Below are 12,471 nucleotides of genomic sequence, written 5' to 3'. Positions count from 1 at the left end.
ATGAGCACCTCGACCCCCCTCGCGCCGGCGACGACCGCCGTGCCGATCGCGCCCGTCGTCCGGCGCCGCCGTCGCCGCGTCACGCCCGGCAGGATCGCCCTGCTCGCCGTCCTGTCGGTCGGCCTCGCCGGGACGCTCCTGCCGTTCGTGTGGATGATCCTCGGCGCGTTCAAGACCAACGCCGAGATCATGCGCCGGCCCATCACCTGGTGGCCGCAGGCGCCGACGCTCGACAACTTCCGCGCGTGGTTCTTCGAGTTCGACATGACGCGGTACTTCCTGAACTCGGTCTTCCTGGCCGTCGTCTCCGTCGCCACCACGCTGCTGTTCTGCTCGATGGTCGGCTGGGCGCTCGCCAAGCTGGAGTTCCCGGGCAAGAAGGTGCTGATCACCGTCGTCCTCGGGACCATGTTCGTGCCGGGCATCGTGACGCTGATCCCGCAGTTCGTGCTGGTCGCCAACCTCAACATGGTCGGCACCTACTGGGGCATGATCCTGCCCGGCATGGTGGGCGCCTTCGGCGTCTTCCTCATGCGGCAGTTCATGCTCGAGATCCCCGACTCCCTGCTCGACGCGGCCCGCATCGACGGCGCCGGCGAGTTCCGGATCTTCGCCCGGATCGTCATGCCGCTGTGCCGCGCGCCGCTCGCGACGCTCGCGATCTTCACGTTCATGGGCTCGTGGAACGGCTTCCTGTGGCCGCTCATCGTGTCCCAGCGGGACTCGCTGTACACCCTGCCCGTGGCGCTGGCGCTGTACACCAGCCCGACCGGCGACAAGGGCGCCGAGTTCGGCCTCCAGATGGCCGGCTCGGTCCTCATCATCGTGCCCGTGCTCGCGGTGTTCATCGCCATGCAGAAGCACTTCGTGCAGGGCATCGCCATGACCGGCATCAAGTAGGAGCACCGTGGACTACCTCGACCCCGCCCTGCCCGTCGCCGACCGCGTCGCCGACCTGCTCGCGCGCATGACGCTCGCGGAGAAGGTCGGGCAGATGATGCAGCTGTCGGCCCCTGACGGCCTGAAGGAGCAGGTGTTGGACAAGCACGTCGGCTCGGTCCTGCACGCCTCGCCGGAGCTGGTCCTCGAGGCGCACGACCTGACCGAGCAGACCCGGCTGCGCATCCCGCTGCTGATCGGCGAGGACGCCATCCACGGGCACTCGTTCTGCGACGGCGCGACCATCTTCCCGACCCAGCTCGGCATGGCGGCCACCTGGTCGCCCGACCTGGTGGAGCGGATGGCCCGGGCCACCGCGGTCGAGGCCGCGGCGACCGGCCTGCACTGGACCTTCTCCCCCGTGCTCTGCGTCGCCCGCGACCTGCGCTGGGGGCGCGTGAACGAGACGTTCGGCGAGGACCCGTTCCTCATCGGCGAGCTCGCCAGCGCGGCCGTCCGCGGGTACCAGGGGAACGGCCTGGCCGACCCCACGGCGGTGCTCGCGACCGCGAAGCACTTCGCGGGGTACTCGGAGACCCAGGGCGGCCGGGACGCGTCCGAGGCGGATCTGTCGCCGCGGAAGCTGCGGTCGTGGTTCCTGCCGCCGTTCGAGCGGGTGGCCCGCGAGGGCTGCGGCACGTTCATGCTGGGGTACCAGACGATCGACGGCGTCCCGATCACCGTGAACGACTGGCTGCTCACCGACGTCCTGCGGGGCGAGTGGGGCTACACCGGCATGCTCGTCACCGACTGGGACAACGTCGGGCGCATGGTCTGGGAGCAGCAGGTGCAGCCCGACCACGTGCACGCGTCCGCCGCAGCCGTCCGGGCCGGCAACGACATGATCATGACGACGGCGGGGTTCTTCGAGGGCGCGCAGGAGGCGGTGGCCCGCGGGCTCATCGCCGAGGCCGACCTCGACGCGGCGGTGTCCCGGATCCTCACGCTCAAGTTCGAGCTCGGGCTGTTCGAGGACCGCCGGCGGCCCGACCTCGCGACCATGGGCGCGGTGATCGGCTCGCACCAGGACCTCAACCTGGAGCTCACCCGGCGGTCGCTGGTGCTGCTGCGGAACGAGGGGCTGCTGCCGCTCGGAGGCGACCGCCCCCGGACCGTCGCCGTGGTGGGCCCGCTGGCCGACGACCCGCAGACCCAGCTCGGTGACTGGGCCGGCTCCTCCGGCCAGGTCGGGCACATGGCGCACGGCCAGCCGCGGGACATGATCACCACGGTGCTGGACGGGCTGCGCGACGGGGTGCCGGACGGCTGGACCGTCACGTACTCCCCCGGCGCCGAGATCCTCACGCACGAGGACGACCCCGAGGGGCCGTTCTTCCCCGACGGCCAGCCCCGTCCGCGGGTCGTCGCGCCCGCGCCGGTGGACCCCGCGCAGCTCGACGCGGCGGTCGCCGCGGCGCGGGACGCGGACGTCGTGGTGGCCGTGGTCGGCGACCGGATCGAGCTCGTGGGCGAGGGCACCTCGACCGCGACGCTCGAGCTGCTCGGCGGGCAGATCGCGCTGCTCGACGCCGTCGCGGCGACCGGCACGCCGCTCGTCGTCGTGCTCCAGGCGTCGAAGCCGATGGTGCTGCCGCCGTCCGCCCTCGCCGCCGACGCGCTGGTCTGGGCGGCCCACCCGGGGATGACCGGCGGCCGCGCGCTGGCGGACCTGCTGCTCGGGCGCGTCGAGCCCAGCGGCCGGCTGCCGATCTCGTTCGCCCGGCACGTCGGCCAGCAGCCGATCTACTACAACCAGGTCCGGGGCCAGCACGGGGTCCGCTACGCCGACCTCACGCAGGACCCGGCGTTCGCGTTCGGCGAGGGCCTGTCCTACACCACGGTCGCGTACGCCGACCTCACCGTCGACACCCCCGAGGTGACGGCGGACGACGTGGTGCGGGCGCACGTGACGGTCACGAACACCGGTGCACGCCCCGCGCTGGAGACCGTGCAGGTGTACGTCCGCGACCTGGTCACGTCCGCGTCCTGGGCGGACCGCGAGCTGAAGGCCTACACGCAGGTCGAGCTCGCGCCGGGCGAGAGCACCCGGGTCCCGCTCGCCGTGCCGGCCGCGGACTGCACGATCGTCGACGCCGCCGGGCGGCGCGTGGTCGAGCCGGGCGGCTTCGAGCTGCTGGTGGGACCGAGCAGCCGGCCGCGGGACCTGCTCCGCGCGGGGTTCGCGGTCGTGGCCGGGGCGGGGTCGTGAGCGCCGCCGCCGACGGCGCCACGGACGGGCTGCCGCCCGCCGAGCACCCCGTCGACCCGACGACGTTCCCCGTCACGCCCGCCGACCGCGACCCCGCCCAGCCGGGCCGGCGCCGCGGGGACGAGGTCGGCGACGGCCCGTTCGGGCGCGCGGTCACCGCGTTCGCCTGGGGCGCGGGCCTCGCGGCGCTGCTCGCGGCGGCGAACCTGCCGCTCGTCGCACTCGGCCTGCTGCTGCGCCCCGACCCGTCGCTCGCCTGGCTCGTCGCCCTCGCCGCGGTCCCGGCGGGTCCGGCGCTGTCCGCCGGCCTGTACGCGGTGCGCGAGCACTACGTCGACGTGCGGGTGCCGCTGGTGCGCGCCTTCGGGCGGGGCTACCGGCTCGGCTGGCGCGACGCGGCCGCCGTCGCGCTGCCCGTGTGCCTGCTCGGCGCGCTCGTCGCGACCGTCGGTGCCGGCGCGCGGGAGTCCGGCGTGCCCGCCCTCGTCGCGGGGCTCGCCCCCGGCGCCGGCGTGCTGCTGCTCGTCGTGGCCCTGCACGCCCTCGCGCTGCGCACCTTCTTCCGCCTGCCGCTGCCCGCCGCGCTCCAGGCCGGCGCCTACTACCTGGTCGCGCGGTGGCGCGCCTCGCTCGGGACGCTGGCGCTCCTCGCGGGGGCGGTCGCCGTGGCGGCCGCGGCCTCCGACCTGCTCCTCGTCCTGCTCGGCGGCGTGTGGGTGTGGCTCTGGTACCGCACCACCGCCGGGATGCTGCGCGACGCGGTCGCGCGGTTCCTGACCGCCGACGCCCGTCCGACGACGACCACCCGACCGCTCGACCCCCGGGGACCCCGACATGCCTGACACCCTGACCCGCCTGCACCGCGACCGGACCGACCGCACCCGCACCGTGGACGCGGGCGGCGGCCTCGCCGTCCGGATCACCCCCGCCGGTGACGTCGCCGAGATCGCCGCACCCGGCGACCGCCTCGTGAACCAGTACCGGATCGGCGTGCACGACGCCGGCATCGCCGGGCTGTTCCTGCGCCGGACCGCGGCCGACGGTGCCGTCGCGCACGTCCCGCTCACCGGCAGCCGCTCCGGCGCGACCTGGCGGGCCGGGTCCGGCTCGGTGCGCTGGACCGGCGCCGGCCTGGGCGTCGCCTGGACCGCGGACCTCGTGCTCGACCCCGACCGGACGGCGCTGGTGTGGCGGGTGGCGCTCGCGCGGGCGGAGGCGCCCGCGGGCGGCCCCGACCCGCTCGCCGGCGCGACCTGGGACGTCGCCGCGCTCCAGGACCTGTCCCTCGCCCCGGCGCAGGCGGCGTCCTCCTCGGAGCCGTACGTCGCGCAGTACGTGGCGCACCGCCTCGCCGAGGAGGCCGCGCTGGGGACGGTCGTGCTGTCCCGGCAGACGATGACCTCGGCGCCGGTGCTGCCGCTGTTCGCCCTGGCGGTCGCCGAGGGGTCCGCCGCGGCGGGCACCGACGGGTTCGACCTCTACGGCCCGGCGGCGCGCGCCGGGGGCACGCCCGCGTTCCTCTCCGGCGCGCCCTGGCCCGACCGGGTGCGGCAGCACGAGATGGCGATGGCGGGCCTGCTGTCCCGGCCGTCGGCGCTCGCCGAGCCGCTGGTGCTGCACGTCGTGGGCCGGTACTGGGACGACCGCCGCGGGTCGATGCTGGACGCGCTGCCCGAGCTCACGGCGGAGGTGCCGGGACTGATGGGACTGGCGGACGCGCGCGCGGACGCCGCGGACCGCGCCGGCGACCCCGTCGGGCCGGACGGCGACGCCCTGGCCGCGCGCTCGCTGCTCGCGACCGCTCCGCTGCTCGGCGGGGCGCCGCTGACCGACGACGCCCTGCTCGCCCTCGGGGACGGGGCCCGGCACGTCGAGCGCGACGCCGCGGGACGCGTGCTGTCGTACTTCACGCCCGCGGGCGTGCACGTCGTCCGCGGCGAGAAGGACCTCGACCTGGTCCGCCCGCACGGGCACGTGCTGCTGGCCGGGGACGCGCTGAGCCCGGACCGGCCGGTGCTGTCGACCACCGTCTACGCGCACGGCGTCGTCGGTTCGCACACCGTCCTCGGCAACACCACGTTCGACACGTTCACGACCGTGCACCGCAACCACCTCAACCTGCTGCGCGCGAACGGCGTCCGGGTGCTCGTGGAGGTCGACGGCGCGTGGCGGATGCTCGGCGCGCCGTCGGCGTTCGTGCTCGACGTCGGCGAGGCCCGCTGGGTCTACGCGCTCGACGGGGTGCGCGTCGAGGTGCGCACGGTCGCCGCCTCGGACCGCGACGCGCTGCTGCTCGAGATCGCCGCGACCGCACCGCTGGCCGTCCTGGTCAGCACCGAGGTCGAGCTCGGCGGCGGCGCGTGGCACGCCCGCGCGCAGGACGGCGCCGTCGTCCTCACCGCCGACGAGGGCACGCCCACCCGCGACCACCACCCCGGCCTGGCGTACGTGCTCGCCGCGACCCCGGGCGCGGACGTCGCCGGCGACGACCCGCTGTTCGCGGACGGCCGGCCGCGCGGCACCTCGGTGGTCACCGTGCGCGGCACCGCGGGCCCGGGCGCCCCGCTGCGCGTCGCGACCATGGCGGACCGCGACGGCGGGGCGAGCGCCGGGCGCGCGGCCGAGGTCGTCGCCGCGGGGCTGGACACCGCGCGCGAGGCCGCCGGTCACCGCGCCACCCTGGCCCGGCTGACCCGCGGGCTGACCGTGGCGGCGGGCTCCCGGCTCGCCGAGCTCGGGACGCTGCTGCCCTGGTGGGCCAACGACGCACGGGTGCACTACCTGGTCCCGCACGGCCTGGAGCAGTACCAGGGCGCGGCCTGGGGCACCCGCGACGTCTGCCAGGGCCCGTTCGAGCTGCTGCTGGCGGCCGGGCGGTTCGACGCCTGCCGGGACGTCGTGCTGCGGGTGCTCGGTGCCCAGGCGACGGACGGCACGTTCCCGCAGTGGTTCATGTTCGACGAGTACGCCGAGATCTACCAGGCGCACGCCCACGGCGACGTCGTGCACTGGCCGCTGTTCGCGCTCGGCCAGTACCTGCGGGCCTCCGGCGACGTCGGGGTGCTCGGCGCCGCGGTGCCGTTCCGCACCGGCGAGCACGCGACCGTCGCCGACCACGTCGACGCGCTGCTCCGCCACCTCGAGACGGACCTCGTCCCCGGCACTTCCCTGCCCGCGTACGGGGACGGCGACTGGGACGACACCCTGCAGCCGGCCCGCTCCGAGATGCGCGCCTCGATGGCGTCGACCTGGACCACCGCCCTCGCGGTGCAGTCGCTCGGCCTGGCCGCCGAGCAGCTGCGGGCGGCGCCGGGCGCCGCCGACCTGGTCGCCCGGCTGGACGCCCTGGGCGCCGCGGTCGCCGCCGACCTGCGCCGGCACATGCTGCCGGACGGGGTCGCGGCCGGGTTCGTCACCGTCGCCGACGGCGTGGCCACACCCGTGATCCACCCGCGCGACACCTCCACCGGCCTGACCTACCGGCTGATCCCGATGACCCAGCTGGTGCTGGCGGGGGTGCTCGACCAGGACGGCGCCGACCGGCACGAGGCGATCATCCGCGAGCACCTGCTGTTCCCCGACGGCGTGCGGCTGACCGACCGCCCCACGCGGTTCGCCGACGGCGAGACGGAGTCCTTCCGCCGCGCCGAGCAGGCGGCGTTCTTCGGGCGCGAGGTCGGGCTGATGTACGCGCACGCGCACATCCGGTGGGCGGAGGCGCTGGCCGCGCTCGGGCGCGCCGGCGTCGGCGACGAGCTGCTGCGGCTGTCGCCCATCGGGATGCGGGAGCGCGTCCCGAGCGCCCTGCCCCGGCAGCGCACCTGCTACACGTCGTCCTCGGACGCGGCGTTCCCCGACCGGTACGCCGCCGCGCGGGACTTCGAGCGGCTGCGCACCGGCGAGGTGCCCACCGCCGACGGCTGGCGGGTGTACTCCTCGGGGCCGGGCATCTACCTGCGGCAGGTGCTGCACGGGCTGCTCGGGCTGGAGGAGCGGCACGACGTGCTGGTCGTCGGTCCGACGCTCGCGCCGGAGGACGACGGGCTGACCGTCGCGCTCGACCTCGCCGGCGCCCGCCGGACCGTGCGCTACCGGGTCGACCCGGCCGCCACGGCGGTCGAGGTCCGGGTCGACGGCCGGGTCGCCGCGGCGACGCCGGTGCCGCACCCGTACCGGTGGGCGAGCGCCGCGGTGGACCTGGCGCTGCTCGACGGCGCCCGGGTCCTCGAGGTGACGACGCCGGCCGGCACCCGGCTGTGACCGCGGCGCTGCGGGTCGGCACGTACAACCTGTGGGTCGCCCACTGGCCGGCCACGGCGACGTACGACCGGCGGCCGCTGGTCCGCGCCGTGCTGGACCACGTGGACGTGCTCGGCACGCAGGAGGGCACGGCCGCGCACCTCGCGGCGCTGACCGACGGGACCGGGTTCGCCGCCGTGGGCGGGTCGCGGGACGGGGACGGCACCGGCGAGCACGCGGCGATCCTGTACCGGACCGCGCGGGTCGCGGTGGAGGAGACCGGGGACTTCTGGCTCTCCCCCACCCCGGACGTGCCGAGCACGGGCTGGGACGCGCGGTACCGCCGGCTGTGCACGTGGGCGCGCCTGCGGGACCGCGCGACCGGATCGGCGTTCGCGCTGCTGAACGCGCACCTCGACCACGAGGGGACGCGGGCGCGGGCGGAGTCGGCGCGGCTGCTGCGGGCGCGGGCGGCGGCGCTCGGCGCGGGCGGCGCGGCGGTCGTGCTCACCGGGGACCTCAACGCCGAGCCGGGGTCGGAGCCGCTGGAGGTGCTGCTGGGCGGGGCGCCGGGCGGCGGCGTCGCGGACCGGGGTGACGGCCCGGCGGCGAGGGTCGCGCTCGTCGACGCGCGTGCGGTCAGCGCGACCCCGCCGACCGGGCCGCCGACGACGTTCACCGAGCTGCTCGACCCGGACGGTCCCGAGCCCGGTCCCGGCGCCGTGCGGCAGCGGATCGACCACGTCCTGGTGAGCCCGGACGTCCCGGTCGAGGCGTACGCCGTCCTGGACGCCCGCCCGGGCGGCCGGCACCCGTCGGACCACGACCCGGTCGTGGCGACCCTGCGTCTCCCCGCCCCGGCCACGGCCTGATCGGGACCAGTCCCGCGCGCCCGGCGTCGGGTGGGGACGAGTGGAGCGTTCGGCCCGACACGCGCCGGCGTGTCCGGCCGGACGCTCCACCGAAGCCCACCGGAGCCCGCCGGAGGCCGCCCGGGGCCACCCGCCACGCCCGCGTGGTGGACCGCCTCGCGCACGGCGACGGCCCGGACCCCGGTGCGGGGTCCGGGCCGTCCCGGTGTCGTGGCGGCGTCAGCCCGCGGTGCGCGCCCGGCGCCGCTCCGCGAGCTCGTCGTGCGCGTGGGCGACGCCCTCGTCCTCGGCGCGCTCGGTCGGCAGCTGCGCGAGCGTGCCCTCGACCTCGCGCCAGACCCGGCCGACCGCGATGCCGAACACGCCCTGGCCGCCCTGCACCAGGTCGATGACCTCGTCGGCGGAGGTGCACTCGTAGACGCTGGCGCCGTCCGACATCAGCGTGATCTGGGCGAGGTCGTCGACGCCGCGCTCGCGCAGGTGCCCGACGGCCGCGCGGATCTGCTGCAGCGAGACGCCGGTGTCGAGCAGCCGCTTGACCACCTTGAGCACCAGGATGTCCCGGAACGAGTACAGCCGCTGCGTCCCCGAGCCGGTGGCCGGGCGGACCGACGGCTCGACGAGCCCGGTGCGGGCCCAGTAGTCGAGCTGGCGGTAGGTGATGCCGGCGGCGCGGCACGCGGTCGGGCCGCGGTAGCCGGTCGTGACGTCGAGGTCCGGCAGCTCGTCGCCGAACAGGAGGCCCTGCGCCCGCTGCGGGACGGCGCCTGCCGCCTCCGCCGTCTGCTCGGTGCCGGTCACGGGGTCCTCCACTCGTCGCGCCCGCGCGCCGGGGCGGCGTGTCGGGAGATGCAGTGCTGTGCTGTTCTGGGTGCCACGCTAGGGCCGCCGCCGGGGGCGGTCAACGACCGCCACGCCCACCGCGCCCGGCGTGTCGCGCACGGCGTGTCTTACCCTCCACCTGAGGTTGAACCTCGGTCCCTCCCGCCCGGCTCCCCGCGCTCGAAGTCGTCGGGCGAGACGTGGTCCAGGAACTGCCGGAACTGCGCGACCTGCTCGTCCGGGCTGCTGCCCGCGGCGGCCTCGTCTGCCTCCTCCGGGGACACCGGCGCCGCCTCGATGCCGACCTCCGCCAGGACGTCCGTCGCGCACAGCACCGGGCAGCCGACCCGCACCGCCAGCGCGATCGCGTCCGAGGCGCGGGCGTCCACCCGCGTCCGCCGCTCCCCCAGCACCAGCGCCGCGTGGAACACCCCGCCGACGAGCTCGGTGATCTCGACCTGCACCACGCGCACGTCCAGGGAGATCAGCACGTCCCGGAGCAGGTCGTGGGTCATCGGCCGCGGCGGGACCACCCCCGCCTGGGCGGTCGCGATCGCGCCGGCCTCCGTGGGGCCGATCGCGATCGGCACGATCAGCTCGCCGACCGGCTCGAGCAGCAGCACGACGAGCTCGTCGTCGCCCGGGTGGCGGCGCACGCCGAGCACCTCGAGCTGGACCAGGTCGTCCTCGTGCATGCGTCCACGCTACGACGAGCGGGCGCACCGTGCACCGGGCGCGCGCACCGGGCGGGCGTGCGCACCGGGCGGGCGTGCGACCCGCGTAGCGGACCGTCCACGGGTCCCGCCGGTCGCGTCAGGGCGCCAGGTCCGCCACGCCCGCGCGCACCAGCGCGGTGTGCAGGCGGGTGCACAGCTCGCCGACCTCGGCCGCCACGGTGCTCGCACGGCCGCGCGCCGACGGCGACGACTGACCGCGCCACGGCGCCACGACCGTCTCCACCATGTCGACCTGCCGGTCGGCGGCGCTCCGGAACGCACGCAGGTGCCGGGCCTCCAGGCCGTGCTCGGCGAGCGCGGCAGCGGCCTGCACCACGTCCTTCGCCCACGCGTCCAGGTGCCCGGACGCCGACGGGCGCAGCACGCCCGCCTGCACCAGGTCCGCGACGAGCTGCTCCTCGACCCCGGCCTCCCGGGCCAGCGCGGCGGTGGTGTAGCGCGCGTCGCCCGCCCCCGAGCGCGGCACGCCGTCCTCGGTCACGACGAGCGAGACCGGCTCGGACTCCTCGCCGGCGTCCAGCGCGGCCAGCCGCTCGCCGATCACCTTGAGCGGCACGTACCGGTCCCGCTGCTCGCGCAGCACGTACCGCAGCCGCTCCAGGTCCGCCGGGCTGTACTGCCGGTAGCCGGCGGGCGTGCGCACCGGCTCGACCAGGCCCTGCTCCTCGAGGAACCGCAGCTTGGAGTTCGTCACCGCCGGGAACTCGATCCGCAGCGCGGCGAGCACGTCGGAGATCCGCATGCTCGCCTGCCGGGACAGCCCGCGCGGCCACGGGCCGGGCGCGTCCTGGCCGGACGGCGCCGCCGCGCCGGGCGCGGGGTGCGCGGCGCCGCCGGCGACGTCCGGGCCCGCGTCCGCGCGCCGGGCGGACCGGGCAGCGCTCACTGCGCCGGACCGGCGGGCTGGGCGCCGCCCTGCCGTGCCGCAGGGCTGGGGTGGAACGTCATCCGGAACTTGCCGATCTGGACCTCGTCGCCGGCGCGCAGCACCGCCGAGTCGATCCGCTCCCGGTTCACGTACGTGCCGTTGAGGGAGCCGACGTCGCGCACCACGAAGTCGTCGAGCTCGCGGACGAACTCGGCGTGCTTGCGGGAGACGGTCACGTCGTCCAGGAAGATGTCGGCGCTCGGGCTGCGGCCGGCGACGGTCCGCTCGGCGTCGAGCAGGAACCGGGCCCCGGAGCTCGGCCCCCGCTGCATCACGAGCAGCGCCGAGGTGCGCGGCAGCGCCTGCACGGCCGCGGCCTGCTCGGCGGTGAGGCCGACCGGGCCCGCCGGCTCGGCGTCCAGCGCGCCCAGCGAGCCGAAGCTGATGGTGGTGTCGGGAGCCGCCGAGATGGGCGCCCCGTCGGGCGCGGCCGGGCGCGGCTCGCCGCCCGGCACCTGCTGCTCGTCGCTCATGACACCCTCCCAGACCTGCTCATCCGCGCCCCCGACCTGCACCGGGGTCCCGGACAGCCTATGCGCCCGGAGGACCTGCGCACACCCCGCCGACCGGGTGTCGGCACCCGGGCGGGTGGTGCTCAGCCGTCGCCGGAGGCCTCCGGCTCGGCGTACTGCGGGTCCGGCACGTCGCGGGTGGCGGTGACCTCGACGAGGTCCTCGGTCGACACCGTCGCCGTCCCCCCGTCGATCTGCACCTTGGCGACCGCCCCGCCGGGGATCGCCAGCGCGGTCGACATGGTGCCGGGCTCCCCGATCGCGACCCACCGGTACGGCGGCGCCACCGGCGCACCGTCCACCTCGATGCCGTCGTCGGTGCCCAGCACGTAGGACGACGCGGTCAGGCGCTGGTCGTTGAGCTGGATCGCCTCGGCGCCCGCGTTGCGCAGCTCCTCCAGCAGGTTGAGCAGCGTCAGGGCGGACACCGAGCGGGACGGGTCCGACACCGTCACCGTGATCCCGGGGCCCTCCGCGGGCAGCCGGCCGGACAGGATGCCCTGCGCGGCCGCGCTCCGGGTCGCCGCCTCGAGGGCCGCCTCGCGGCTGGACCCGGCGGACTGCAGCTCGGTGCGGGTGCGCTCCAGCTCGGTCACCTGCTGCTGCAGGTCGTCGGCCTGGCGGGTCGTCTGGTCCAGCAGCGACACCAGCTCGGACTCCCGCATGACCGTCAGGCTCTCGGTGTCCGTCTGCCGCACCTGGACGGCGATGGCGAAGCCCAGCGCGACGCACAGCACGCCGGTCAGGGCCTGGGCGCGGGTGGCGCGCGGGCGCAGCGCGGGCCCCAGGGCGCGCCAGCCGCGGACCGGGCCGGGCGCCGCCGGGCCGGGCGTGCCGGCGGACGGCGTCGTGTCCTCGGGGCCGGTGCCGCTCACGTCCGTCACGCCTTGAACAGGTGCCGCCGGATCGCGGCCACGTTGGAGAAGATCCGGATGCCGAGCACGACCACCACGCCGGTGGACAGCTGCGAGCCGACGCCGAGCTGGTCGCCCAGGAACACGATCAGCGCGGCCACGACGACGTTCGACAGGAACGACACGAGGAACACCCGGTCGTCGAACAGCCCGTCGAGCACGGCCCGGAAGCCGCCGAACAGCGCGTCCAGCGCCGCGACCACCGCGATCGGCAGGTAGGGCTGCAGCGCCGCCGGCACCGTGGGCTCGAGCACCAGGCCCGCCACCACGCCGACGATCAGGCCGATCACCGCGATCAA

General features: G+C 76.3%; 11 protein-coding genes. 5 read left to right on the top strand and 6 right to left on the bottom strand.

All coding sequences use genetic code 11. The features are described from left to right. The 5 genes from FS882_RS04875 to FS882_RS20855 all read left to right on the top strand — a co-directional run bounded on the left by FS882_RS04875 (window position 1) and on the right by FS882_RS20855 (window position 8,259). Entirely contained in the window at window positions 1-900 is a 900-nt protein-coding gene (locus FS882_RS04875; protein WP_316043619.1) for a carbohydrate ABC transporter permease, read from the top strand. Between the two features lie 67 nt (window positions 901-967). Beyond that, entirely contained in the window at window positions 968-3,148 is a 2,181-nt protein-coding gene (locus FS882_RS04870) for a glycoside hydrolase family 3 N-terminal domain-containing protein (RefSeq protein WP_158372051.1), read from the top strand. Further along, on the top strand, window positions 3,145-3,990 hold the full coding sequence (locus FS882_RS04865; protein WP_158371470.1) for a hypothetical protein: 846 nt from the start codon (window positions 3,145-3,147) through the stop codon (window positions 3,988-3,990). The genes FS882_RS04870 and FS882_RS04865 overlap by 4 nt, the downstream gene beginning before the upstream one ends. Then, on the top strand, window positions 3,983-7,408 hold the full coding sequence (locus FS882_RS20860; RefSeq protein WP_187365137.1) for a hypothetical protein: 3,426 nt from the start codon (window positions 3,983-3,985) through the stop codon (window positions 7,406-7,408). The genes FS882_RS04865 and FS882_RS20860 overlap by 8 nt, the downstream gene beginning before the upstream one ends. Next, window positions 7,405-8,259 (top strand): endonuclease/exonuclease/phosphatase family protein, encoded by an 855-nt coding sequence (locus tag FS882_RS20855; RefSeq protein ID WP_187365136.1) that lies wholly within the window; start codon window positions 7,405-7,407, stop codon window positions 8,257-8,259. The genes FS882_RS20860 and FS882_RS20855 overlap by 4 nt, the downstream gene beginning before the upstream one ends. Before the next feature lie 219 nt (window positions 8,260-8,478). On the opposite strand, the gene FS882_RS04855 is transcribed toward FS882_RS20855, so the two are convergent. The 6 genes from FS882_RS04855 to FS882_RS04830 form a co-directional block, all read right to left on the bottom strand. Continuing rightward, window positions 8,479-9,060 (bottom strand): MerR family transcriptional regulator, encoded by a 582-nt coding sequence (locus FS882_RS04855; protein ID WP_158371468.1) that lies wholly within the window; start codon window positions 9,058-9,060, stop codon window positions 8,479-8,481. Window positions 9,061-9,209: 149 nt separating this feature from the next. Continuing rightward, entirely contained in the window at window positions 9,210-9,776 is a 567-nt protein-coding gene (locus tag FS882_RS04850; RefSeq protein ID WP_158371466.1) for a bifunctional nuclease family protein, read from the bottom strand. A gap of 118 nt (window positions 9,777-9,894) precedes the next feature. After that, the gene (locus tag FS882_RS04845; protein WP_316043618.1) at window positions 9,895-10,704 is read right to left on the bottom strand and encodes a MerR family transcriptional regulator; all 810 of its coding nucleotides are present in this window, start codon (window positions 10,702-10,704) and stop codon (window positions 9,895-9,897) included. Beyond that, window positions 10,701-11,219: an FHA domain-containing protein gene (locus tag FS882_RS04840; protein WP_158371464.1), complete on the bottom strand. Its 519-nt coding sequence runs from the start codon at window positions 11,217-11,219 to the stop codon at window positions 10,701-10,703. The genes FS882_RS04845 and FS882_RS04840 overlap by 4 nt, the downstream gene beginning before the upstream one ends. 122 nt (window positions 11,220-11,341) lie before the next feature. After that, entirely contained in the window at window positions 11,342-12,133 is a 792-nt protein-coding gene (locus tag FS882_RS04835) for a DUF881 domain-containing protein (protein ID WP_158371461.1), read from the bottom strand. A gap of 5 nt (window positions 12,134-12,138) precedes the next feature. Continuing rightward, window positions 12,139-12,471, bottom strand: coding sequence for a small basic family protein (locus FS882_RS04830; RefSeq protein ID WP_147796766.1), 333 nt, complete (start codon window positions 12,469-12,471; stop codon window positions 12,139-12,141).

The organism is Cellulosimicrobium cellulans (assembly GCF_007679345.1).
Classification (GTDB): domain Bacteria; phylum Actinomycetota; class Actinomycetes; order Actinomycetales; family Cellulomonadaceae; genus Cellulomonas; species Cellulomonas cellulans_A.
This window is presented reverse-complemented; position numbering and strand designations above follow the sequence as displayed.

Excerpts from the sequence above, each read along its gene's own strand:
- FS882_RS04875 (WP_316043619.1), top strand. The coding sequence starts at position 1 with ATGAGCACCTCGACCCCCCTCGCGCCGGCGACGACCGCCGTGCCGATC.
- FS882_RS04870 (WP_158372051.1), top strand. The coding sequence starts at position 968 with ATGACGCTCGCGGAGAAGGTCGGGCAGATGATGCAGCTGTCGGCCCCT.
- FS882_RS20860 (WP_187365137.1), top strand. The coding sequence starts at position 3,983 with ATGCCTGACACCCTGACCCGCCTGCACCGCGACCGGACCGACCGCACC.
- FS882_RS04850 (WP_158371466.1), bottom strand. The coding sequence starts at position 9,776 with ATGCACGAGGACGACCTGGTCCAGCTCGAGGTGCTCGGCGTGCGCCGC.
- FS882_RS04840 (WP_158371464.1), bottom strand. The coding sequence starts at position 11,219 with ATGAGCGACGAGCAGCAGGTGCCGGGCGGCGAGCCGCGCCCGGCCGCG.